The organism is Streptomyces sp. NPDC033180, from assembly GCF_055577645.1.
In genome coordinates this window covers 55,763-76,274 of the sequence record NZ_JBVIPU010000007.1, presented here as the reverse complement: position 1 = coordinate 76,274, position 20,512 = coordinate 55,763, and the positions used below count along the sequence as shown (strand labels likewise).

At 70.1% G+C, this 20,512-nt stretch carries 18 protein-coding genes; 10 read left to right on the top strand and 8 right to left on the bottom strand.

The genetic code is table 11. The features are described 5' to 3' along the window. Window positions 1-41: 41 nt before the first annotated feature. The 5 genes from ACZ5WE_RS20670 (at window position 42) to ACZ5WE_RS20650 (ending at window position 5,032) form a co-directional block, all read left to right on the top strand. A complete protein-coding gene (locus tag ACZ5WE_RS20670; protein ID WP_467691052.1) occupies window positions 42-1,037 on the top strand; it encodes a multicopper oxidase domain-containing protein in 996 nt (331 codons plus the stop codon). 511 nt (window positions 1,038-1,548) lie between these two features. Next, the gene (locus ACZ5WE_RS20665; RefSeq protein WP_467691050.1) at window positions 1,549-1,788 is read left to right on the top strand and encodes a hypothetical protein; all 240 of its coding nucleotides are present in this window, start codon (window positions 1,549-1,551) and stop codon (window positions 1,786-1,788) included. A 147-nt stretch (window positions 1,789-1,935) separates the two neighbouring features. Next, window positions 1,936-3,534 (top strand): GMC family oxidoreductase, encoded by a 1,599-nt coding sequence (locus ACZ5WE_RS20660; RefSeq protein ID WP_467691048.1) that lies wholly within the window; start codon window positions 1,936-1,938, stop codon window positions 3,532-3,534. Between the two features lie 86 nt (window positions 3,535-3,620). Continuing rightward, entirely contained in the window at window positions 3,621-4,640 is a 1,020-nt protein-coding gene (locus ACZ5WE_RS20655; RefSeq protein ID WP_467691046.1) for a LacI family DNA-binding transcriptional regulator, read from the top strand. A 149-nt stretch (window positions 4,641-4,789) separates the two neighbouring features. Beyond that, a complete protein-coding gene (locus ACZ5WE_RS20650; protein ID WP_467691044.1) occupies window positions 4,790-5,032 on the top strand; it encodes a chaplin in 243 nt (80 codons plus the stop codon). Between the two features lie 104 nt (window positions 5,033-5,136). On the opposite strand, the gene ACZ5WE_RS20645 is transcribed toward ACZ5WE_RS20650, so the two are convergent. Beyond that, window positions 5,137-6,363, bottom strand: coding sequence for a glycoside hydrolase family 64 protein (locus tag ACZ5WE_RS20645; RefSeq protein ID WP_467691042.1), 1,227 nt, complete (start codon window positions 6,361-6,363; stop codon window positions 5,137-5,139). Window positions 6,364-6,672: 309 nt separating this feature from the next. Here ACZ5WE_RS20645 and ACZ5WE_RS20640 point away from each other — a divergent pair, with 309 nt between their 5' ends. Both ACZ5WE_RS20640 and ACZ5WE_RS20635 read left to right on the top strand, forming a co-directional pair. Further along, the gene (locus ACZ5WE_RS20640; RefSeq protein WP_467691040.1) at window positions 6,673-7,467 is read left to right on the top strand and encodes a VOC family protein; all 795 of its coding nucleotides are present in this window, start codon (window positions 6,673-6,675) and stop codon (window positions 7,465-7,467) included. A gap of 228 nt (window positions 7,468-7,695) precedes the next feature. Further along, complete coding sequence (locus ACZ5WE_RS20635) at window positions 7,696-7,935, top strand: WhiB family transcriptional regulator (RefSeq protein WP_467691038.1); 240 nt, start codon at window positions 7,696-7,698, stop codon at window positions 7,933-7,935. Here ACZ5WE_RS20635 and ACZ5WE_RS20630 read toward each other — a convergent pair. From ACZ5WE_RS20630 to ACZ5WE_RS20610, 5 genes are all read right to left on the bottom strand, one after another. Further along, window positions 7,922-10,402 carry a hypothetical protein gene (locus tag ACZ5WE_RS20630; RefSeq protein WP_467691037.1) on the bottom strand — a complete coding sequence of 827 codons (2,481 nt, stop codon included), beginning with the start codon at window positions 10,400-10,402 and terminating at the stop codon, window positions 7,922-7,924. The genes ACZ5WE_RS20635 and ACZ5WE_RS20630 overlap by 14 nt on opposite strands. Window positions 10,403-10,728: 326 nt before the next feature. Next, window positions 10,729-11,700, bottom strand: coding sequence for an acyl-ACP desaturase (locus tag ACZ5WE_RS20625; RefSeq protein ID WP_467691035.1), 972 nt, complete (start codon window positions 11,698-11,700; stop codon window positions 10,729-10,731). Between the two features lie 182 nt (window positions 11,701-11,882). Continuing rightward, window positions 11,883-12,659 (bottom strand): dimethylargininase, encoded by a 777-nt coding sequence (gene ddaH, locus ACZ5WE_RS20620; protein ID WP_467691033.1) that lies wholly within the window; start codon window positions 12,657-12,659, stop codon window positions 11,883-11,885. A gap of 74 nt (window positions 12,660-12,733) precedes the next feature. Continuing rightward, window positions 12,734-15,025, bottom strand: coding sequence for an ATP-binding cassette domain-containing protein (locus ACZ5WE_RS20615; RefSeq protein WP_467691031.1), 2,292 nt, complete (start codon window positions 15,023-15,025; stop codon window positions 12,734-12,736). A gap of 10 nt (window positions 15,026-15,035) precedes the next feature. After that, window positions 15,036-16,667: an ABC-F family ATP-binding cassette domain-containing protein gene (locus tag ACZ5WE_RS20610; RefSeq protein ID WP_467691029.1), complete on the bottom strand. Its 1,632-nt coding sequence runs from the start codon at window positions 16,665-16,667 to the stop codon at window positions 15,036-15,038. A gap of 321 nt (window positions 16,668-16,988) precedes the next feature. Here ACZ5WE_RS20610 and ACZ5WE_RS20605 point away from each other — a divergent pair, with 321 nt between their 5' ends. Further along, entirely contained in the window at window positions 16,989-17,672 is a 684-nt protein-coding gene (locus tag ACZ5WE_RS20605) for a GOLPH3/VPS74 family protein (protein WP_467691027.1), read from the top strand. Between the two features lie 9 nt (window positions 17,673-17,681). Here the strand turns inward: ACZ5WE_RS20605 and ssgD are convergent, their stop codons facing one another. Then, window positions 17,682-18,098: a spore wall synthesis regulator SsgD gene (ssgD, locus tag ACZ5WE_RS20600; RefSeq protein WP_467691025.1), complete on the bottom strand. Its 417-nt coding sequence runs from the start codon at window positions 18,096-18,098 to the stop codon at window positions 17,682-17,684. 171 nt (window positions 18,099-18,269) lie between these two features. Here ssgD and ACZ5WE_RS20595 point away from each other — a divergent pair, with 171 nt between their 5' ends. Next, a complete protein-coding gene (locus ACZ5WE_RS20595) occupies window positions 18,270-19,385 on the top strand; it encodes a WD40/YVTN/BNR-like repeat-containing protein (RefSeq protein ID WP_467691023.1) in 1,116 nt (371 codons plus the stop codon). Here the strand turns inward: ACZ5WE_RS20595 and ACZ5WE_RS20590 are convergent. Beyond that, window positions 19,382-19,678, bottom strand: coding sequence for a YciI family protein (locus ACZ5WE_RS20590; RefSeq protein ID WP_467691021.1), 297 nt, complete (start codon window positions 19,676-19,678; stop codon window positions 19,382-19,384). The genes ACZ5WE_RS20595 and ACZ5WE_RS20590 overlap by 4 nt on opposite strands. Before the next feature lie 215 nt (window positions 19,679-19,893). Between ACZ5WE_RS20590 and ACZ5WE_RS20585 the strand changes: the two genes are divergently transcribed. Beyond that, complete coding sequence (locus ACZ5WE_RS20585) at window positions 19,894-20,499, top strand: hypothetical protein (RefSeq protein WP_467691019.1); 606 nt, start codon at window positions 19,894-19,896, stop codon at window positions 20,497-20,499. Window positions 20,500-20,512 lie beyond the last annotated feature (13 nt).

Sequence of the window (20,512 nt, the reverse complement as noted above, 5' to 3'; positions counted from 1 at the left end):
CTGCGCCCCGTCAGTCTCCGTACCGCAGTGGGGAGTTCGGCATGGACCGACGGAGCTTCAACCGGCGGATGCTCGTGGGCGGGGCGGTCGCGACCGCCGGGGTGACATCGTTGTCGCTGGCTACCGCGCCCGAGGCGAGCACGGCCGAAGGGCCCAAGACCGCGCCCGCGGGCGGCGAGGTGCGCCGCATCAAGTTGTACGCCGAGAAGCTGCCGGACGGGCAGATGGGCTACGGCCTGGAGAAGGGCAAGGCGTCCATTCCCGGCCCGCTCATCGAGCTGAACGAGGGCGACACCCTGCACATCGAGTTCGAGAACCTGACGGACGTCGACGCCAGCCTGCACGTCCACGGCATGGACTACGAGATATCCAGCGACGGCACCAGACACACCAAGAGTCACGTCGAACCGGGAGGTAAGCGCACGTACACCTGGCGCACGCACGCGCCGGGCCGCCGCAAGGACGGCACCTGGCGTCCCGGGACCGCGGGCTACTGGCATTACCACGACCACGTGGTCGGTACCGACCACGGCACGGGCGGTGTGCGCAAGGGGCTCTACGGCGCGCTGATCGTGCGCCGCAAGGGCGACCTGCTGCCGGACAAGACCTTCACGATCGTCTTCAACGACATGACGATCAACAACAAGGCGGGTCACGACAGCCCCAACTTCGAGGCCACGGTGGGCGATCGGGTCGAGTTCGTCTCGATCACGCACGGCGAGTACTACCACACGTTCCACGTGCACGGTCATCGCTGGGCGGACAACCGCACGGGCCTGCTCACCGGCCCCGACGATCCGAGCCAGGTCCTCGACGACAAGATCACCGGGCCGGGGGACTCGTTCGGCTTCCAGGTCATCGCGGGGGAGGGGGTGGGCGCGGGCGCCTGGATGTACCACTGCCATGTGCAGAGCCACTCCGACATGGGGATGGCGGGACTCTTCCTGGTGAAGAAGGCGGACGGAACGATCCCGGACTACGAGCCGCATCATGCCGCCGGGTCCGCGTCCGGGGCGTCCGGGCACGATCACGGCTAGGCGCTGATCCGCCGGGCCGGGCCTGGGGAGGGCCTGGCCCGGCCCAGAGGCCGCGTACGGCCTCGATGAGCTCGCTGAGCAGCTCGGCCCGGTCGGCGGGCTCAAGGACCTCCACGTTCGGGCGGGCCGTCGCGGGCCCGGGCGCGTCCCGGTCCGCCCACCCCGCGGCACGCAGAGCTTCGAGGCGTTCGATGGGCGCCTTGCGCACCGGGCGCGCGAGGGCAGGACGAAACCGGAGCCCAAGGGCACGTGCAGCAGGCCCGAGAGCAACTGGCTGTGGACGTGCGGGGATTCGAGCTCGACCAGCAGCCGGTCGTACGCCTTTGGGGCACCGCGCCGCAGGGCGTCGGAGACGCTGTGCGCGCGGATCTCCGGGTCGTCCGCGTTCGCCTGGCACGCCAGGGCCTCGGCGCCGGCGCGGGCGTGGTCGGCATGGCTGTACTCGAGCCATCGCAGCGCGGTGGCGGCGTGCCGGCGGACCGAGACATCGGGGTCGTGTTCCAGGAGGCCGATGAGCCACCCAGTGAAGTTCGCCGGACTCGGCGGCGGTGACCGACGCCATCCGCCGCACCTTTACGTCCGGACCCCGCAGCGCGGCGGCCAGCTCCTCGTGCAGCTCCGCCTGCTTGCGCGCTCTCCGCTTCGTGAACATCCGGACAGCCTGGGCGCCGTGGTCAGGGGCGATGCGGGCCGGGCCCACCGGGGGCACCCCGAACGGCTTCATCGCGCGCGTCATGTGGAGATCGTGTAGGACAGGCCGATCCTCGTGCCATCCCTTTACCCAGAGGTCCACGATGGGTGTACTCCTTGTACGCCTCATCCATGCACCTCAGCCACGCGCCACGCCGGTACGTCCCCTGCGCCCATCCCCCGTGAACTGCCATTCAAGGGAGTCGAGTTGAGCAAGGACAGCGTGTACGACTACGTCATCGTCGGTGCCGGTTCAGCGGGGTGTGTCCTCGCGGCGCGGCTCTCCGAGGACCCCGCGGCACGGGTGGCGCTCGTCGAGTCGGGGCCACGCGACCGGAAGCCTGAGATCCGCATCCCGGCGGCCTTCCCGAAGCTCTTCAAGACGCCCTACGACTGGGACTACTCCACGGCGAAGCAGTCCGCGCTCGACGGCCGCGAGCTGTACTGGCCGCGCGGCCACATGCTGGGCGGCTCGTCCTCGATGAACGCCATGATGTGGGTGCGCGGCCATCGCGACGACTACGACGCCTGGGGTGAGGCGGCGGGGCCCGAGTGGTCCTACGACGCGATCGAGCCGTACTTCCGGCGCGCGGAGCGGTGGACGGGCGGGCCCGGCGGCGCCGGCGCGGACAGCGTGTACGGAAGCGAGGGGCCGCTCTGGATCTCTCCGCCGCGTGCCCTCAACCCGACCACCGGCGCGTTCCTGGACGCCTGCCGCGAGGCGGGCCTGCGCGAGCTGACGGAGCTGAACGAGCCCGACCACAGCGGCTTCGCGCTCACCCCGGTCAACCAGCGCCGCGGGCGCCGGTGGAGCGCCGCCGACGGCTATCTGAAACCGGCCGGGCGCCGCCGCAACCTCGACGTCCTGACCGAAGCGCGGGTCCGCAGGCTGGAGTTCGACGGGACGCGCGTGGCCGGCGTCATCGCCGACGGTGTCCCCGGGAAGCTGATAGCCCGCCGCGAGGTGCTGCTGTGCGCGGGCGCCATCGGCTCACCGCAGCTCCTCCAGGCCTCCGGCGTCGGTGACCCGGACACCCTCGCGAAGGTGGGCATCGAGCCGCGCATCGAGTCCCCGGGCGTGGGGCGCCACCTCCAGGACCACCTTGCCTACGCGGTGACCATGCGCTGTCCGGAGCCCGTCACACTGACCGGCGCGGACTCCCTCTCCAACGTCGGCCGCTGCCTGCTCGGTGGACGCGGCCCGCTCACCTCGAACGTGGGCGAGGCCGTCGCCTTCATCAGGACCAGGCCCGAACTTGCCGCCCCCGACATCGAGTTGATCTACGCGCCCGTCCCCTTCGTCCAGCACGGCCTGACCCCGCCCACCGAACACGGCATCACCGTCGGCGTGGTGCTGCTCCAGCCGGAGAGCGAGGGACGGATCACGCCCCGGGGCCCGGGAGTCGGGTCAGCGCCCTGCATCGACCCCGGCTATCTGACGGCGGATGCGGACATCCGCACGCTCGTCGCCGGGGTGCGCCGCGCGGAGGAACTTCTCGCGGGGCGTGCCCTCGCCCCGTACACCTCGGGGCCCCTCGCGCCGTATCCGGGCACGGTCGACGACGCGGCGCTCGCCCGGGCGATCCGCGGGGCGTCCGAGACGCTCTACCATCCGGTCGGCACCTGCCGGATGGGCAGCGACGAGGCTTCCGTCACCGACCCGACGCTGCGGGTGCGGGGAGTGACGGCGCTGCGGGTCGTGGACGCCTCGGTCATGCCGCGGATCACGCGCGGCCACACGCACGCTCCCACGGTGGCGCTCGCGGAGAAGGCGGCCGAACTGATCAGGACGGACGCGCGGAGGTGACGCGGGCAGGTGGTGTCCGCGCGCCTCGCCCACCGGTCGTATCCTGACCGGCGCACACCAGCAGGACCGCCCCCGAGGAGCCCCACGTGACCGAGCCGCCGAGCGCCGCCCCGCGCCCCACCCTGGAGGCCGTGGCCGCACGGGCCGGAGTCTCCCGGGCCACGGTGTCCCGCGTCGTCAACGGCGATGCGGGCGTACGCGAGGTGCTCGCCGAGAAGGTCAGACAGGCGGTCGACGAGCTCGGCTACGTGCCGAACCGCGCCGCCCGCAGTCTGGTGACCCGCCGCCATGACGCGGTCGCCGTGGTGATCGCCGAGCCGGAGACACGGGTCTTCGCCGACCCGTTCTTCGCCCTGCAACTGCGGGGCATCAGCAAGGAGTTGACGTCCAGAGACGTCCAGTTGGTGCTGCTGCTCACGGAGGGAAGGGACGACCACGAGCGAGTCGGCCGCTATCTGGCGGGCGGCCATGTGGACGGCGCCCTCGTCTTCTCCCTGCACCTGGACGATCCGCTGCCCGGCATCATCCAGGGCGCGGGCGTGCCGACGGTGTTCGGGGGCCGCCCGGGCTGGCCGGAGGGGACGGTGACGTCTCCGTACGTCGACTGCGACAACCGCGGCGGGGCGAGGGACGCGGTCCGCCACCTCCTGTCGCTGGGCCGCACCCGCATCGCGCACATCACCGGCGCGCTCGACCAGACGTCGGCGGTGGACCGCCTCGACGGATTCCGCGACGTTCTGCCGGATGCGGGGGAGAGGTTCGTCGCGCGGGGCGACTTCACCCCGGCCGGCGGTGAACGCGCGATGCGCGAGCTCCTGGACCGCGTCCCCGACGTGGACGCGGTCTTCGCCGCCAACGACCTGACGGCGTCGGGCGCGCTCCGGGTCCTCCGGGAGCGGGGGAAGCGGGTGCCGCGGGACGTCGCGGTGGTGGGCTTCGACGACATGCTGGCGGTGGCGGAGCAGGTGGACCCCCCGCTGACGACGGTGCGCCAGGACATCGAGGAGATGGGCCGCCTGATGGCCCGCATGCTCCTGTCCCGCGGCGAGCTGCCGACGGAGAGTGTGGTCCTGCCGACGGAACTGGTGCGCAGGGGCTCGGCGTAGGGGCCCGCAAGAGTCCGCAAGGGCGGCATTCGGTCCATTGATCCCACTAACGGGTGCCCTCGTTACCCCGCACGGTCCACCGGCGTTTTTGGCGCGGCGTGGGCGGGTGAGGCTCGGTTCAGCACTTTCCCTCATCCGGAGGTAACACCATGCGCAAGTGCGCGATCCTGGCAGCAGCGGCGTTCGCCGCGGTCACCGTCATCGGCGGGGCCGGCTCCGCCGTCGCCGGCCCGGGCCCCGGCTCCCACGCCGAGGGCACGGCCAAGAAGTCGCCGGGCGTCCTCAGCGGCAACGTCGTTCAGGTTCCCGTGGACGTTCCCGTCAACGCGTGCGGCAACTCGGTGAACGTGGTCGGCCTCCTCAACCCGGCCGCCGGCAACAAATGCAAGTAGGTCTCCGGACCGGCGGGCCAGGCCTGCCATAACGGCACCCGCCCCGTCGCGATCAGCTCGCGGCGGGGCGGTGTACGTGGGGGGTGGGTAGCGGGGCCGGGACGTCAGGAGCCGACACTCACCGTGAAGCGGCGCGGGTTTCCGTCGTGGGCGGCACCGGACACGTCGGGCTCGCCGTCCGGCCGGACATCGTCGTACGGGAACGCGTAGCCGATGGGGGAGTTCGCGTGCACCACACGGGCCCAGTGGTTGGTCACGTCGCCCTTGTAGTAGTCCCCGGCGCCGGCGCCGTTCGGCTGCTCCGCGTGCGTCAGCATGATGCTCCGGTTGAACCCCGCCGCGAGCCGCGCGAGCAGGCCCTTCTTGTCGTCGGAGTCCCCGGGGTTGTTGGTGAAGGGGCCGTGGTTGCAGGTGAAGATGTCCTTCGACGTCGGCTTCGGAAACGTGTGCCCGCCGTTGAACGTCAGCGTGTCCCCGCTCACCCGGCCCGTGAACACACCGCGACCGCCCTGCAGGTCGATCTTCAAGTCGGTGCTCCGGTACTTCTCCCACGTCTGGTCGATGTAGCTGTTCCACACGTCCCGGAACGGCATCTCATTGGGGCGGTCGAAGTACGGGGCCATGAGATTCTGCGGTGAGATGACCCGGAGTACGTCCCCGCCGTCACCGCGGATGACCAGATCGTCCCAGGGCTGCCCGTCCTTCTGCCCCTGGGCGACGAGGTCGGAGGCTATCTTGGCGACGGCGCCGTCCGGCAGCGGGGCCACCGTGTGCGTGGCGTCGCCCTCCAGGGTCAGGCCGATGGGGAGGGCCGTGACGAGGTCCACGTAGCTGATGTTGGCGTACAACTGCGTGCTGTTGAAGGTGAATTCGCAGAACGACCAGGTGCGCCCGTAGTTGGGATCCTCCTTGGTCGCGAAGGCCGGCTCGACCAGCGAAGGCCCCGGGTTCAGGAAGAAGTCGAGCTTGTCGTCCCGGACGAAGTAGACGCGGGCGCCGAACATCTGAGGCAGGGTCAGGACCTTCGGTGCTGAGCCCGCCGCGCCGAGCGGGATCGCGCAGTCGACGGGCAGCGGAGTCTGCGGGGCCGAGGGTGAATCGGGGCGATAGACGCCCCCGTCAGGCTTCAGCAGGACCCAGCGGTCGGTGCCCTGCTCGTGCCCGGTGACGTAGGCCCGCACCTGGCCGGGCAACGACTTGTTCTGGAGGGCGAGTTCACAGGTCGCGGGAGCCGCCTTGGCGCCGGGGCTGAGGGCGCTTCCCCAGACGGGGTAGGTCAGGGCTCCGGCGGCACCGGCGGCAGAGGACAGGAACACTCGACGCGAAATCACGGAAGGTCTCCCGGGATGAGTGGGGGGATGCGAGTGGGGGTGAGGGATGAGTGGGGGTGAGGGATGAGTGGGGCGTGGGGGATGCGGGGGGATCCATGGGGGTCGGGGTGGGTGTGATGCGGCCGTGCGGAGGGGGTGGGGGCCGTGCGGTGCGACCACTGTCGCGTCGGCGAATTCGACCGTCAAGAGTTGTGACTGAGAGCGCTCTCAGAATCTTGTTTCCTTCACAAGATGGCAGCGCGCGCGCACTGTCAGTGCCGGGTGTCAGACTCGGAAGGACGGAAGAGAGATGCGACAAAGGAGTCGATCATGCTCAATACCCGTTATGTGGCGGGCGCCCCGACGTGGGTCGACCTGGGCACCCCGGATCTGGAAGGCGCCCACACCTTCTACCGCGCACTCTTCGGATGGGAATTCCAATCGGGCGGCGCGGAATTCGGTGGATACGGCACGTATCAGGCGGACGGGAAGACCGTGGCGGGCGCCATGACCGTCACCGCCGACCAGGCACCTCCGGCCTGGACGATCTACTTCAAGACGACGGACGCCGACGCGACGACCAAGACGGTCGAGCAGGCCGGCGGCAGCACGATGTACGAGGTCATGGACGTCGGCGACCTCGGCCGCATGGCGATCCTGAGCGACGCCCAGGGCGTCGGCTTCGCGGTGTGGCAGCCGGGCACGAACAAGGGCCTCGACCTGGTCGATGCCCCGAACAGCATGTGCTGGACCGAGCTCTACACCCCGGACCTGAAGGCGGCCCTGGAGTTCTATGGCTCCGTGTTCGGCTGGGGTACCACGACCCAGGCCTTCGAGGGCGGTTCGTACACGATGGTGCACCCCGCGGGCGGCACCGAGAACGACATGTTCGGCGGCCTGTGGCCGCTGTCCGACGCCCCGGAGGAAGCCGAGGCGGGGCCGTACTGGACTCCGTACTTCCAGGTGACCGACATCGACGCGGTGCTCGCCAAGGTCGAGCCCTCCGGCGGCACGGTGCGCGTCGCCCGCATGGACCTCGCGGGCGTCGGCAGCTTCGCCAAGCTCGCCGACCCCGCAGGGGCACGGTTCGCGCTGATGCAACCGGAGCCGCCGAGCGCGGGCTGAGAGTGGCGGCCCGAGAACCGGGGCCGGAGAGCTGAGAGCTGAGAGCTGACGGGGAGGAAGGTCGAGAGACGAGGGCCCAGACCTCCCTTCCCGTCCAGCACTTGAACGCGCCCGCGAATGTTTCCCCACGCCCCCCACGGGCAAGCAGAAGGAGCCTGAAACAGCGCACGTCACGGCGTTGATCGTTCGTTGATCCGTTGTTTCGCGCGCCCTGCCAGCATCGGCGGCATGCAGATCGACATGACAGCCGAGCCGGAACTCGCCTGGCAGGAGCAGGCCCTGTGCGCCCAGACAGGATCCGAGTTCTTCTTCCCCGAACCGGGCAGCTCGGTGCGCGAGGCCAAATACATCTGCCGGCTCTGCGAGATGCGCCCCGCGTGTCTCGAGTACGCCCTGGCCCATGACGAGCGGTTCGGCGTCTGGGGCGGCCTCTCGGAGAAGGAGCGGCTCAGCCTCAGGCGTAGATGACCGTGAACCTCCTCGTTCCCGCCGGGACGTGCACGTCATCCCCTGCCACCGTCAGCTCGCGGCCGTCCGCTGTCGCCGCACGCACCGGACCGAACCGGCACGGATAGACGTACCGCACCCGCTCCGGCGCCCGCGCGATGTCCACGGTCACCTTCCGCGCGCCCGCGTCATGGGTGAGCCGATAGCCGAAGGGCGTGCCGAACAGGTTCGGAGCGTCGTCGACGGCCACCGAAGCGCCGTCCGGCACCCAGTGGGGGCGTACGCCCGGAGCGATGTAGAGATGCGGGTCGCGGTCCTCGTCTGCCTCGAAGAAGAGGATGTCGCGGATCAGGAGCAGATACTCCGCCGCCGCCCAGCCGTGCGGGATGTCCCCCATGTACCAGTAGCGGGAGGGGACTTCGCGGAAGTCGGAGGCGATGGGGAAGGCGTGCTGCTCGTTCCACGCGCCGAGCGCCACCGCCCGCTCCTCGGTCCGCGGCAGCGAAGCGCCCACGATCCAGCCGAGCAGCGCGTCCATCCGCACGGTGTCGCCGGCCAGCAGGTAGGCGTGCGCCAACTGCGTGGTGAGGTAGGGGCCGTAGGTGTTCCAGGCCGCCTCGTGCCGGTAGCCGCCGGTCACGAAGTGCGCATACATCGTGTCCAGGGTCCAGCGTGCTGCCCGGTCGATGTCCTCGCCCAGCTTGCTGCCCATGTGCAGCCGCAGCGGATGGAAGAACGCCGCTGTGCCGATCATCGTCGAGTCGAGCCTGCCGACGTCGCCCGGCCCGGTCGGGATGTACGTCTCCCAGGCGCCGCGCCTGCGCTGTTCCTCCAGGACCCAGCGCACCGAGGCGGCCGTTGCCTGCTTCAAGTCGTCGAAAGCGCCCCAGAGTTCGGGTACGTCGGGGGAGCCGAGCCGCTCAGCGAGCCGCGCGGCCTCGTACAGACCGGCCAGGCCCCACAGGTCGTCCCAGTAGTGGGGCTTGTCGCGTTCGCCGAGGTGCTCGGCGCTCCAGCCGCTGTGCAGCAGGCCGTTCTGGTCGCGGTTGTCCCGCAGCCACCGGGCGCCGTCGATGACGTACGGGGTGTAGAGCTTCGCGCCGAACGCGGTGGACCTGCCGTGGGTCCGGTCGAAGCGGCCGATCGCCCACAGCGCCTGGCCGTTGCTGTCCCACTCACGGTCGTCCTTCTCGTGCGGCCCGCCGTAGAAGCCGTACTCCGCGCACGGCCCGACGCGGCCCGAACCGCGGTTGAACTTGAGCGGGTAGTGCGTGCCCAACTGGCGCTCGGCCAGTGCCGCGTCGCCGACCAGCGAGCACGCCGTGGCCTCCACGGAGGAGTCACGAATCCAGAAGGAGTCGTACACCGTCGGGCCCGGGTGGATCTCGCCGTGGTCGGAGAGGATCAGGAGCTGTGCGCGACACTGACGGAACTGATCCGCCAAGTGCGCTACCGGCTGCGGCAGTTGAGGCTGAACGCCCTGCTCGACCAGTTTGCCGGTCCAAAAGACACGGTTGGCCTCCTCCAGATCCGCGGCGGGAGTGGCCTTGATCTCCGCCAGATCGGCGGACCCGCTGTAGAGATCGACCGGCAGCCGCACGTCGAGCTCGAACAGCTCGTCGTCGGCGATCCGGTAGGGCCAGGCGAATGCCGCGCTGCACAGTCCCGCGATCTGGTCCTGCGCCTGAAGTGCGCCGTTCAGCTTGCCGCCGGTGACGAGGTCGTGGAACGGGTTGTGGGTCAGATAGGAATCCGGGTCGTGACTGAAGACCGGGTTGCCGTACACGCCGTGCTGCTCGGGTGCCGTGTCGAAGACCGGGCCCCAGCCCGTGTTGGTCTCCAGCCGCCCCTCATCGGGCAGATGGCGCAGGAACGTCAGGCGGCGGTCGGTGATCTGGCGGCCGTTGCGGTCGTGCCGCTGGAAGCCGCTCGGCCCCGCGGGCATGACGGCGGCGCACAGCCATCCGTCGCGCGGCTGCCCGGTCGCGCTGCCCACGGTCAGGCGGGTCACGACGAGGTCCCGCTGCCGGGCTCCGACGGCCGTCCCGAAGGTCCGCTGCACGAACTCGGTGCCGTCAGCGGTGCGGAACGTCGTCAGGACCACCGGCAGATGGGGCGCCTCCATGCGCTGGCCGAGTGTCCCGGCGTCCGTCAGCTGCGGCAGGCGGACGGCGCCGGTGGACGGCGAGTAGAGGAAGAAGGACAGGCAGTACTTGTCGTAGACCGGCTCGATCTCGCCCGCCTGCCCGATCAGGGACTCCTGACGGTGGTCCTTGACCCCCACCATGTGCCAGTAGCGGTACAGGGCGTTGGAGGCGAAGGCGGCCTCCTTGGATGCGTACGTCCCCGAGTCGAAGTCGTCGCTCCAGCGCCGGAAGGCCGCCTGGGCCCACCAGGGAACGGGATAGGGCACCTCGGCCCGCCCCGCCCAGCCGCGCCACATGACCTCGTAGAACATCCACTCATGGGTCTGCGCCGTCTCTGCCATGGGTTCACCCCCGCTGCCCACCGTTGCACCGGGACGGGCGGCCGTAAATCGGTTCGGCACGGCGGTCCTCAACACGCTGGTTCGATTCCAGCCGCCCCGCAGCTCCCCGTGGCATGCCGTCTCGCCGAGGGCGGGAGCCCGCGCCTTTGGCCTCTTCGCCGTGGCGGCGGTGGAAGCGCTCGGCTAGCGGGCGGGCCGGACGGCTGCCTGGCGGGATCTGCTGGGGTCCCTGCGGGGCCACGGCGTCCCGGATGTCCGTGACGCCGCGCCGGCGGTGTGCAGGTCCTACGAGTGACTGCCCGCGGGGGCAGCGTGCTGCTTGCTGCTTACTTGCCCCGCGCGGCCATGCGGGCCTTACGAGCGGCCAGCTTCTCGTCGAACTTGGAGGCCTCGGTGTCGAGCCCGTTCATGTACAGGCCGAGCTCTTCCTGCGCCTTGAGACCCTCGGGGCCGAGCCCGTCGATGTCCATGACCTTCAAGTAGCGCAGGACGGGCTGGATCACGTCGTCGTGGTGGATGCGCATGTTGTAGATCTCGCCGATCGCCATCTGCGCGGCGGCCCGCTCGAAGCCGGGCATGCCGTGTCCGGGCATCCGGAAGTCGACCACGACGTCGCGCACGGACTGCATGGTCAGGTCGGGGGCGAGCTCGAAGGCCGCGCCCAGGAGGTTGCGGTAGAAGACCATGTGCAGGTTCTCGTCGGTGGCGATGCGCGCCAGCATGCGGTCGCAGACCGGGTCGCCGGACTGGTGGCCCGTGTTGCGGTGCGAGACGCGGGTGGCGAGCTCCTGGAAGGCCACGTACGCGACCGAGTGCAGCATCGAGTGACGGTTGTCGGACTCGAAGCCCTCGGCCATGTGCGCCATGCGGAACTGCTCGAGCTTGTCCGGGTCCACGGCGCGCGAAGCCAGCAGGTAGTCGCGCATCACGATGCCGTGGCGGCCCTCCTCCGCGGTCCAGCGGTGCACCCAGGTGCCCCAGGCGCCGTCACGGCCGAAGAGGGATGCGATCTCGTGGTGGTAGCTGGGGAGGTTGTCCTCGGTCAGGAGATTGACGACGAGCGCGATCTTGCCGATGTCGGTGACCTTGGACTGCTCGGGCTCCCAGGCCTCGCCGTCCTCGAAGTACCCGGGGAAGTTCCGGGCGTCGGAGAACGGCACGTACTCGTGCGGCATCCAGTCCTTGGCCACCTTCATGTGGCGGTTGAGCTCCTTCTCGACCACTTCTTCCAGGGCGAACAGCAACCGGGCATCGGTCCAGTCGTCCGTGCTGCCGAGATGAGGAGAGGTGATCGTCACGGGGGCTCCAGGGGGACGGGAGTTTTTCTACGGATTACGTGCGTAGGGGTTACGCGGCAGTACGAGCGGGTGCTACCTACCTACGGTCTCGTAGGTTACGTTGCCGTAGGTTAAGCCCTCCGTAAAGTGGCCGAGACAGAGGGGCTCACTGGCCTCTCACGTCCCGCCCGCCCCAGGACTGGTCAGGCGTACAGCTCTCTGAGCCGCACTGAGAGGCATGTCACACAGCCTTCGAGCTTCTCGAACTCGCTGATATCCACCACGACCGGTTCGAAACCGAGGTCCGCGAGCAGCTCGGCACTCTTCGGCGCGCTCGCCGCGAGCAGCAGTTTCGCGCCACCGAGCAGCACCACGTGGGCCCCGGACTCCTCGGGGACCGGCAGGAAGCGCGGGAAGAGCGAGGGGGAGTCCACGAGCGGCGGGTGGCCGATGACCGTGCCGTCCGGCAGCGCCGTCACCGCCGACTTCAGATGCAGGACCTTGCTGACGGGGACGGCCACGACCCGCGCCCCCAGCGGCTCGAACACGGCCCGCAGCTGCCGTAGGCCGGCAGCGTTCGTGCGCCCGCCGCGCCCCACGTAGATGGTGTCGTCGATCTTGAGGATGTCGCCGCCGTCCAGCGTGCCCGGCTCCCACACCCAGTTCACGGAGGCGCCGAGCCGGGCCACCGCCTCCTCCACGGCGGCCGTCTCCGCCCGCCGTGACTCGGCGCCGGGCCGGGCGATCAGCGCCACGTTGCGGAAGACGACGACCGTGTCCTCGACGAAGACCGAATCCGGGCAGTCGTCGGCAGGCTCCACCTCGACCGTCTCCCAGCCGTGCGCCCGCAGCGCGTCGGCGTACGCCTCCCACTGTTCGAGGGCGAGGCCGGTGTCCACCGGGGTTCGCTCGACATGTGTGACCAGGCCTTCGGCGAGACGCGGTCCCGGTCGGCGGATCAGCGCTTTCCTGCTGGGCACGGGATGCTCTCCGTAGGGGTGGAGCGGCGGGGGCGCCCCCGTCCGGCGGGCGCCGGGCCAGGGGTTCCCGCACATCATGCAGCGTGTGAGGGGTCCAGGCCCAGGTCTCGTCGCAGATGTGCGGCGGTGAACGAGCCCTCCGCCTCGATCAGCTGCCCCGGTGTGCCCTCGAAGACGATCCGGCCACCGTGCTTGCCGCCGTCGGGGCCGAGGTCGATCACCCAGTCCGCGTGCTTGACGACCTGGAGGTTGTGCTCGACGACGATCACGGTGTTCCCCGCGTCGACCAGCCGGTCCAGGAGGGCCAGCAGGCCGTCCACGTCCGCCATGTGCAGGCCGGTCGTCGGCTCGTCCAGGACGTAGGTCGTGCCGGTGCGGTGCAGCTGCGTGGCGAGCTTGATGCGCTGGCGCTCGCCGCCCGAGAGGGTGCTCAGTGGCTGCCCGAGCGTCAGGTAGGTCAGCCCCACGTCGTGCAGGGCCCGCAGCCGACGGCGCATGGCCGTGTCGGCGACGGCGGCGAGGAAGCCGAGGGCGCGCTCGGCCGTCATGTCGAGCACATCGGCGACGGAGCTGCCGCCCACGGTCAGCCGGAGCACCTCCTCCTTGAAGCGGCGCCCCTCGCACGCCTCGCAGGTCGTCGTCACCGGGTCCATGAACGCGAGGTCGCTGTAGATGATCCCGCGCCCCTGGCAACTCTCGCACGCACCACTGGAGTTGAAGCTGAACATCCCCGCGTCCCTGCCGGTCTCGCGCGCGAACAGCTTGCGCAGCGAATCCATGATGCCGAGGTACGTCGCCGGGGTCGAGCGGCCCGAGATGCCGATGCTCGACTGGTCCACGACCACGGCGTCCGGATGCTCGGCGACGAACGCCCCCGAGACCAGCGTGCTCTTGCCCGAGCCCGCGACGCCTGTCACCGCCGTGAGCACCCCGGTCGGCACGCGCACGCTGACGCCCTTGAGGTTGTGCAGATGGGCGCCCTTGACCCACCGCCCGCCGATGGCCTCGCGCGGGTTCGCCTTGATGCCGGTGGAGCGCCGCAGGTGCCTGCCCGTCAGGGTGTCGGCGTGCCGCAGCTCGTCCGGTGTCCCCTCGAAGACGACCAGGCCGCCGCCCGTGCCCGCCGCCGGCCCCATGTCGACGACATGGTCGGCGACGGTGATCACATCGGGGTCGTGCTCGACGACCAGGACGGTGTTCCCCTTGTCGCGCAGGCGCAGCAGCAGGTCGTTGAGCCGCCCCACGTCACGCGGGTGCAGGCCGACGCTCGGCTCGTCGAAGATGTACGTCATGCCGGTCAGGCTGGAGCCCAGGTGCCGCACCGTCTTCAGGCGCTGGCCCTCCCCGCCGGACAGAGTGGACGTCTCGCGGCCGAGGCTGAGGTAGCCGAGCCCGATGGCCTCGATCCGACTCAGCGCCGTCACGGCAGCCGACGCGACCGGTCCCGCCACCGGGTCGTCGATCGGCTCCAGGGCGGCGATGAGGTCGGTGACCTCCATACGTGAGCAGTCGGCGATGTTCATGCCGCCGATACGGGTGGCGAGCGCCGCCGCGTTGAGCCGGGCCCCGTCGCAGGCGTCGCACTCGCCCTCGACGAGGAAGCGCTGGACGAGATCGCGGGTCTTCTGGGAGAGCGTCGACAGGTCGCGATTGAGGTAGAGCCGCTCGAAACGGTCGGCGAGCCCCTCGTAGTCGATGTCCCGTGCGCCTCCGGTGTTGTCGACGTTGACCTTGCCGCCGTGCTGTCCGCCGTGCATGAGGAACTCCCGCTCACGCGCGGTGAATCGGCCCACCGGCTTGTGCGTGTCCAGGTCGGGGGTGTTGGTGTACGTCTGGCCCTGCCAGGTCCCCACGGCGAACGGCGGGAAGAGGATCGCGCCGTCCGCCAGGGACCTGGCGGGGTCCAGGATGAGGTCGTAGTCGGGCCGCACGGTCTTGCCCAGGCCGTGGCACCGGGGACACATGCCCGACGGGTCGTTGAACGAGTACGCGGTGGCCGGACCGGCACTCGGTGTGCCGTGCCGCGAGAACAGCACGCGCATCACCGAGTAGATGTCCGTCATCGTGCCCACCGTGGACCGGGAGTGGCCGCCGATCGGTCGCTGGTCGACGACGATCGCGGGCGAGAGGTCCTCGATGGTCTCCGCGTGCGGCCGCTCGTACTTCGGCAGCCGGTTGCGGACGAACCACGTGAAGGTCTCGTTCAGCTGACGCTGCGACTCGACCGCGATCGTGTCGAAGACGACCGACGACTTCCCCGACCCCGACACGCCGGTGAAAACCGTGAGCCGGTCCTTCGGAATGCGCAGGCTCACCTCCTTGAGGTTGTTCTCACGGGCTCCGGTGATGGTGATGTATTGGTGCATACACGCGAAGCTAGCCAAAATACCCGACACCTTCTGTCGGGATTTCCTTCATTTCGCCGTCGAGGAGCAACCAGCGCGTGATGCCGATCGACTCCAGGAACGGCACGTCGTGACTGGCCACGATCAGCGCTCCCTCGTACGACTCCAGGGCCGTGGCCAGCTGTTTCACGCTGGCCATGTCGAGGTTGTTCGTCGGCTCGTCGAGCATCAGGAGCTGCGGCGCCGGCTCCGCGAGCAGCAGCGCGGCGAGCGCCGCACGGAACCGCTCGCCGCCCGACAGGGTCGCCGCCCGTTGGTCGGCCCGCGCCCCCTTGAACAGGAAGCGGGCCAGGCGGGCCCGGATCCGGTTGTTGGTGGCGTCGGGTGCGTAGCGTGCCACGTTCTCGGCGACGGTCAACTCCTCGTCGAGCACGTCGAGGCGCTGGGGCAGAAAACGCAGCGGGACGTGCGCCCGTGCCTCGCCCTCCACCGCCTCCAGCTCTCCGGCGATCGTCCGCAGGAGCGTGGTCTTGCCCGCGCCGTTACGGCCGACCAGCGCGATCCGCTCGGGGCCGCGCAGCTCGAACTCGCCCTCCACGCGGGCGCCGTAGCGCAGGGCGAGATTGCTCAGCGTGAGTACGGTGCGGCCCGGTGGGACCGCCGTGAACGGCAGGTCGACGCGGATCTCGTCGTCGTCCCGCACCGCCTCGACGGCGTCGTCCAGGCGCTCCTTCGCCTCGGTGAGTTTCTCCTCGTGCATGATGCGGTGCTTGCCCGCGGAGACCTGGGCCTGGCGCTTGCGCTCGCTCATGACGACCTTCGGTTCGCGCTTGGTGTCCCACATCTTCTGGCCGTACCGCTTGCGGCGGGCCAACTTGACCTGCGCGTCGGCCAGTTCGCGCTTCTGCTTCTTCAGGTCGGACTCGGCGACACGCACCATGCGCTCCGCCGCCTCCTGCTCGGCGGCCAGCGCTTCCTCGTACGCGGAGAAGTTTCCTCCGTACCACTTGAGTTCTCCGTCCCGCAGGTCGGCGATCTGGTCGACCAGGTCGAGGAGTTCACGGTCGTGGCTGACCACGACCAGGACCCCGGACCAGGCCTCGACGGCCGCGTACAGGCGCCGACGGGCGTACAGGTCGAGGTTGTTGGTGGGTTCGTCGAGCAGCAGCACGTCGGGCCGGCGCAGCAGCAGTGCGGCCAGGCGCAGCAGCACGGACTCGCCGCCCGACACCTCGCCGGTGGTGCGGTCGAGGCCGATGTGCCCGAGGCCGAGCTGATCGAGGGTCGCGACGGCACGCTCCTCGACGTCCCAGTCGTCACCGACCGCCGCGAAGTGCTCCTCGGCCACGTCGCCCGCCTCAATGGCGTGCAGGGCGGCGCGAGTTACCGCGATGCCGAGCACCTCGTCGACACGCAGACCGGTGTCGAGGGTGACGTTCTGTGGCAGGTACCCGATGTCGCCCGCGACGCGGACCGCGCCCTCGCTCGGCGCGAGTTCACCGGCGACGAGCTTCAACAGGGTTGATTTTCCAGAGCCGTTGGCACCGATGAGGCCGGTCCTGCCCGTTGCGAAGGCGGCCTGGAAACCATCGAAGACGCCGGTGCCGTCCGGCCAGGTGAAGTCGAGCGACGTGCACGTGATGGAGGTGGGGGAAGTAGACATGTGGTCCTCGCGGTTGCGTGAGATGAAGCGCGGTCAGGGGCAACGCGTTTCGGGGCACCGCGGGGCGCGACAGGAGGACGGGAGCAGCGTCGTCAGAGAAGACGAGGGCAGGAAAACGGGCCCTGCGTCAGAGGGAGACGGCTCGTACGCCGAGGTCGCACGCCATGCACACGGCCGAGCCGTGTGACGCGATGACTCCAGACCTCAGACGAGCAACGTCCTACTCCTATCGGCGACAACAGAACCGTTATGCACCGTAGGACTCACCCTGACCGCTGTCAACGAATTATCGTGAGCGCGAAGAAGGAAGAAGGAGGCCCCATGCCCTTTGGCTCGCTCTCACTTCCGACCCGGATTTTCCTGCTGGCCTGGGACACCGGCCGGAACAGGATCGCCGGAGCCCCCGAACTGCACTACGCGGTGCGGGCCTGCGCGCTCGCGGAGCTTGCCCAGCGCGGACTGCTCTCGGACGTGGGCGGCATCGCCACGCCGGTCCTCGGCGCACGCACCGGGGACCCGGCGCTCGACAGCGTCCTCGAACTCGTCGAGGAATCCCGGCCCCGCAAATGGAACGGCTGGATCACTCACAAGGCCCGCCACACCCTGGACACGGTGCGCGACCAGCTGACATCCGAGGGCTATCTGCGAACGGAGCGCACCCGGGTCTTCGGGATCTTCCCCTCGCGGCGGTACGAGCTGGAGCGCGCCGGCTACGTCGAGGTGCTGCACGCAGAGGCGCTCGCGGTCCTGCGCGGTCCGGTGCCGGTGTCCGAGGTCCCCGCGGGTGACGCGGCCCTGGTGGTGTGCGCGGCGACGGGCAAGCTGCGCGCCGTCATCTCGGGCAAGGACCGCAGACAGTACAAGGAGCGGCTCGACGCGCTCACCGACCGCAGCGGGGCCCCGGCCCCGGAGCTCCCCGAGCTGATGCGCGGGCTGCGCAAGGCGCTTGCGTCGGCGGTGACGTACGCGGAGGCGGCCAGGTCGGGCGGCGGGGGCAGCGGCTGAGGGGTCGGTTCAGCAGGCGTCCCGCATCAGATCGGCGAGGTCCTGGTCCAGGTCGACGTACAGATGTTCGTCGCCCGTGGGCACCAGGGTCAGGGTGCGGTGCAGGAAGTGGCGCAGCTCGCCGGTGCGGATGTGGACGATCGCCGTGCCTTCAGGGGCGTGGAACTCCACGACCGTGCGGTCGAAGCCGTAGGGCCGCACGCGGACGTCGCCGTCGCCCACCGCCTGCTCCATGCCCTGCGCGAGCAGCTCACGGGCGAAGGTCCAGTAGACCTCGACGCCCTCGAGGGTCGCCGGGGCGGGGAAACTCATCCGGACGGCGAACGGATCGCTCCGGTCGTAGTGCAGTGTCGCGGGAATGGTCGACATCCGCGGTGCGGCGGCGACGAGGCGGGCCTCTACGGCTTGATCGATGCTGGTGGACAACGCCTGCTCCCTCAACTACAGCTGGACGACTCGGGTCGGCACTTGGATAGACGTCGGAATGACGGAATCCGTGCACGCGAACACCGAGTGACCTCGGTCACCGCGTGCTCTTCACCGTCTTCACGGAATCACCGGCAGGAATCCTGCGTTCCGGTGGTAACTTCGCCCGCCATGAGGTCCTTGGGGAAGACGAGATGGTCGCGGCCCGTGGGCCGTGCGGTGTCGGTGGGACTGTGCGGGGCGGCTCTCGCGGTGGCGGCACTGGCCGCGCCCGGCCCGGCCGAGGCTGTGCCCGAGCGTCCTTCGCAGCGGGGCGGCGGCTGGGATCTGAAGGACAGCGGCACCGACGCGCGCTTCCGCGGTCTCGCCGCCGTCAGCCGGAGGACCGCCTGGGTGGCCGGCGCGAAAGGCACCGTGCTGCGCACCTCGGACGGCGGCCGGCACTGGCAAAACGTCTCGCCGCCCGGAGCCGGAGCGCTGGAGTTCCGGGACATCGAGGCCTTCGACGGCCGCCGCGCGGTGGTCCTCGCCATCGGCGAGGGCGAGGCGTCGCGGGTCTTTCGCACCGCGGACGGCGGGGCGACCTGGAAGGAGTCCTTTCGCAACACCGACCCCAGGGCCTTCTACGACTGCATGACCTTCTTCGACCGGCGCCACGGCCTGGCGATGAGCGACCCGGTGGACGGCAAGTACCGCATCCTGTCCACCGCCGACGGCGGCCGCTCCTGGAAGGTCCTGTCCAGCGACGGCATGCCCGCCGCCCAGGAGGGCGAGGCGGGTTTCGCGGCGAGCGGCCAGTGCCTGGTGAGCTCCGGCCCCCGCGACGTGTGGCTGGCCACCGGGGGAGCGCCGCGCGCGCGTGTCCTGCACTCCGCCGACCGCGGCCGCACCTGGACGGCCACGGACGCCCCGATCCCGGCCGGCGATCCGGCGCGCGGCGTCTTCGGCCTCGCCTTCCGCGACCGTACGCACGGCATCGCGGTCGGCGGTGACTACCGCGCCGACGAGCCGTCTCCGAAGGCCGCGGCCACCACCGGCGACGGGGGTCGCACCTGGACCACGGCCGCCGAGCCGCCGCCCGCCTACCGCTCCGGTGTGGCCTGGCTGCCCGGGAGCCGCCGGGGCGCGCTCGCGGTCGGGCCGACCGGCACGGACGTCACGACGGACGGCGGGCGGAGCTGGCGGACGGTCGATACGGGGTCGTACGACACCGTGGACTGCACGCGGGACCGGGCCTGCTGGGCGTCCGGCGAGAAGGGTCGGATCGCGCGCTGGGAGCGGGGCTAGGGGAGGACCTGCCGGTAGGGGGCGAGCTCCGGGGCGGTCTTCGTGGCGATGAACTCGGTGATGCGGTACTCGCAGACCTCCGCGAGTACGAAGGGATCGCTCGCCGCGATCTCCTCGATCGCCGCACGGTCGTCGGCCACGGCCAGGATCACGCCGCCGTCACGCGGATTCTTGCGCCCGGAGGCGATGAAGACGCCCTCCGCGTACAGCTGGTCGAGCCACGCGACGTGGGCCTGAAGCTCCTTGTCGACGGCGGTCAGGGGCGCGGTGTAGGTCAACTCGAGAACGAACATGATCGCGAGGCTACCGCCGCACGCCGCCATGTGCGGCCCCGGGCCGGGGTGTTCGCTTCGTCCCGTATCCGTAGCAAGTGTGAACGCGCATCGTGTGCACGGTATGGAATCGCCTCGACCGCTTGCGTAATCACCCCTTATGCTGACCGCTCAACCGGCCGCGCCATGGGGTGACTTCGTGCTGCGCGCCGGCCCATTTCTGCCTGGAGTTCACTTTGCTGTACAGGAAGACCGCTTTGCGTGTTGCCGCTCCCGTGGCCGTGCTCGCCCTCGCGCTGACCGCCTGCGGTGGTGGCGACGACAAGAAGGACTCGGCGGACAAGCCGAAGGCCGGGGCGAACGAGCCGAAGGCCAAGCCGAAGCCCGAGTCGGGTGGCGAGCTCGGCACCGGCGAGAGCGCCACCGGCAAGGTGAAGGAGGGCGACGCGTCCGTCACTTACGAGATCACCGCGCAGAAGGTCGAGCTCGGCACGGAGGCCGACACCAAGAAGATGGTGGCGGACCCCAAGGAGGCCAAGGGCCTGGTCCCGGCCATCGCCTACGTGAAGTACACGCACAAGTCCGGCGCGGCCCTCACGGAGTCCCCCGACGCCAACGACTCCACCACGGTCTGGGCGGACGGTCAGCGCGGCACCCTGGTCATCGGCGCCGCCGACGACGCGCCGGGCTGTGAGGACCCCTCGTCCATCGAGGGCTGGAAGCAGGGCGAGACCCACGTCCTGTGCGACACCTACCTGGTGCCCAAGGATGCGAAGGACCTGGAGATCCACTGGTCCGAGGAGGACGGCGAGCCGTTCATCTGGAAGTTCGCGGCCAAGTAGCGCACCGCCGGGC

What these genes read in the sequence shown, in the direction of transcription:
- ACZ5WE_RS20670 (WP_467691052.1), top strand. Translation starts at nt 42, where the DNA reads ATGGACCGACGGAGCTTCAACCGGCGGATGCTCGTGGGCGGGGCGGTC.
- ACZ5WE_RS20665 (WP_467691050.1), top strand. Translation starts at nt 1,549, where the DNA reads ATGAGCCACCCAGTGAAGTTCGCCGGACTCGGCGGCGGTGACCGACGC.
- ACZ5WE_RS20650 (WP_467691044.1), top strand. Translation starts at nt 4,790, where the DNA reads ATGCGCAAGTGCGCGATCCTGGCAGCAGCGGCGTTCGCCGCGGTCACC.
- ACZ5WE_RS20640 (WP_467691040.1), top strand. Translation starts at nt 6,673, where the DNA reads ATGCTCAATACCCGTTATGTGGCGGGCGCCCCGACGTGGGTCGACCTG.
- ACZ5WE_RS20635 (WP_467691038.1), top strand. Translation starts at nt 7,696, where the DNA reads ATGCAGATCGACATGACAGCCGAGCCGGAACTCGCCTGGCAGGAGCAG.
- ACZ5WE_RS20630 (WP_467691037.1), bottom strand. Translation starts at nt 10,402, where the DNA reads ATGGCAGAGACGGCGCAGACCCATGAGTGGATGTTCTACGAGGTCATG.
- ACZ5WE_RS20615 (WP_467691031.1), bottom strand. Translation starts at nt 15,025, where the DNA reads ATGCACCAATACATCACCATCACCGGAGCCCGTGAGAACAACCTCAAG.
- ACZ5WE_RS20610 (WP_467691029.1), bottom strand. Translation starts at nt 16,667, where the DNA reads ATGTCTACTTCCCCCACCTCCATCACGTGCACGTCGCTCGACTTCACC.
- ACZ5WE_RS20605 (WP_467691027.1), top strand. Translation starts at nt 16,989, where the DNA reads ATGCCCTTTGGCTCGCTCTCACTTCCGACCCGGATTTTCCTGCTGGCC.
- ACZ5WE_RS20595 (WP_467691023.1), top strand. Translation starts at nt 18,270, where the DNA reads ATGAGGTCCTTGGGGAAGACGAGATGGTCGCGGCCCGTGGGCCGTGCG.
- ACZ5WE_RS20590 (WP_467691021.1), bottom strand. Translation starts at nt 19,678, where the DNA reads ATGTTCGTTCTCGAGTTGACCTACACCGCGCCCCTGACCGCCGTCGAC.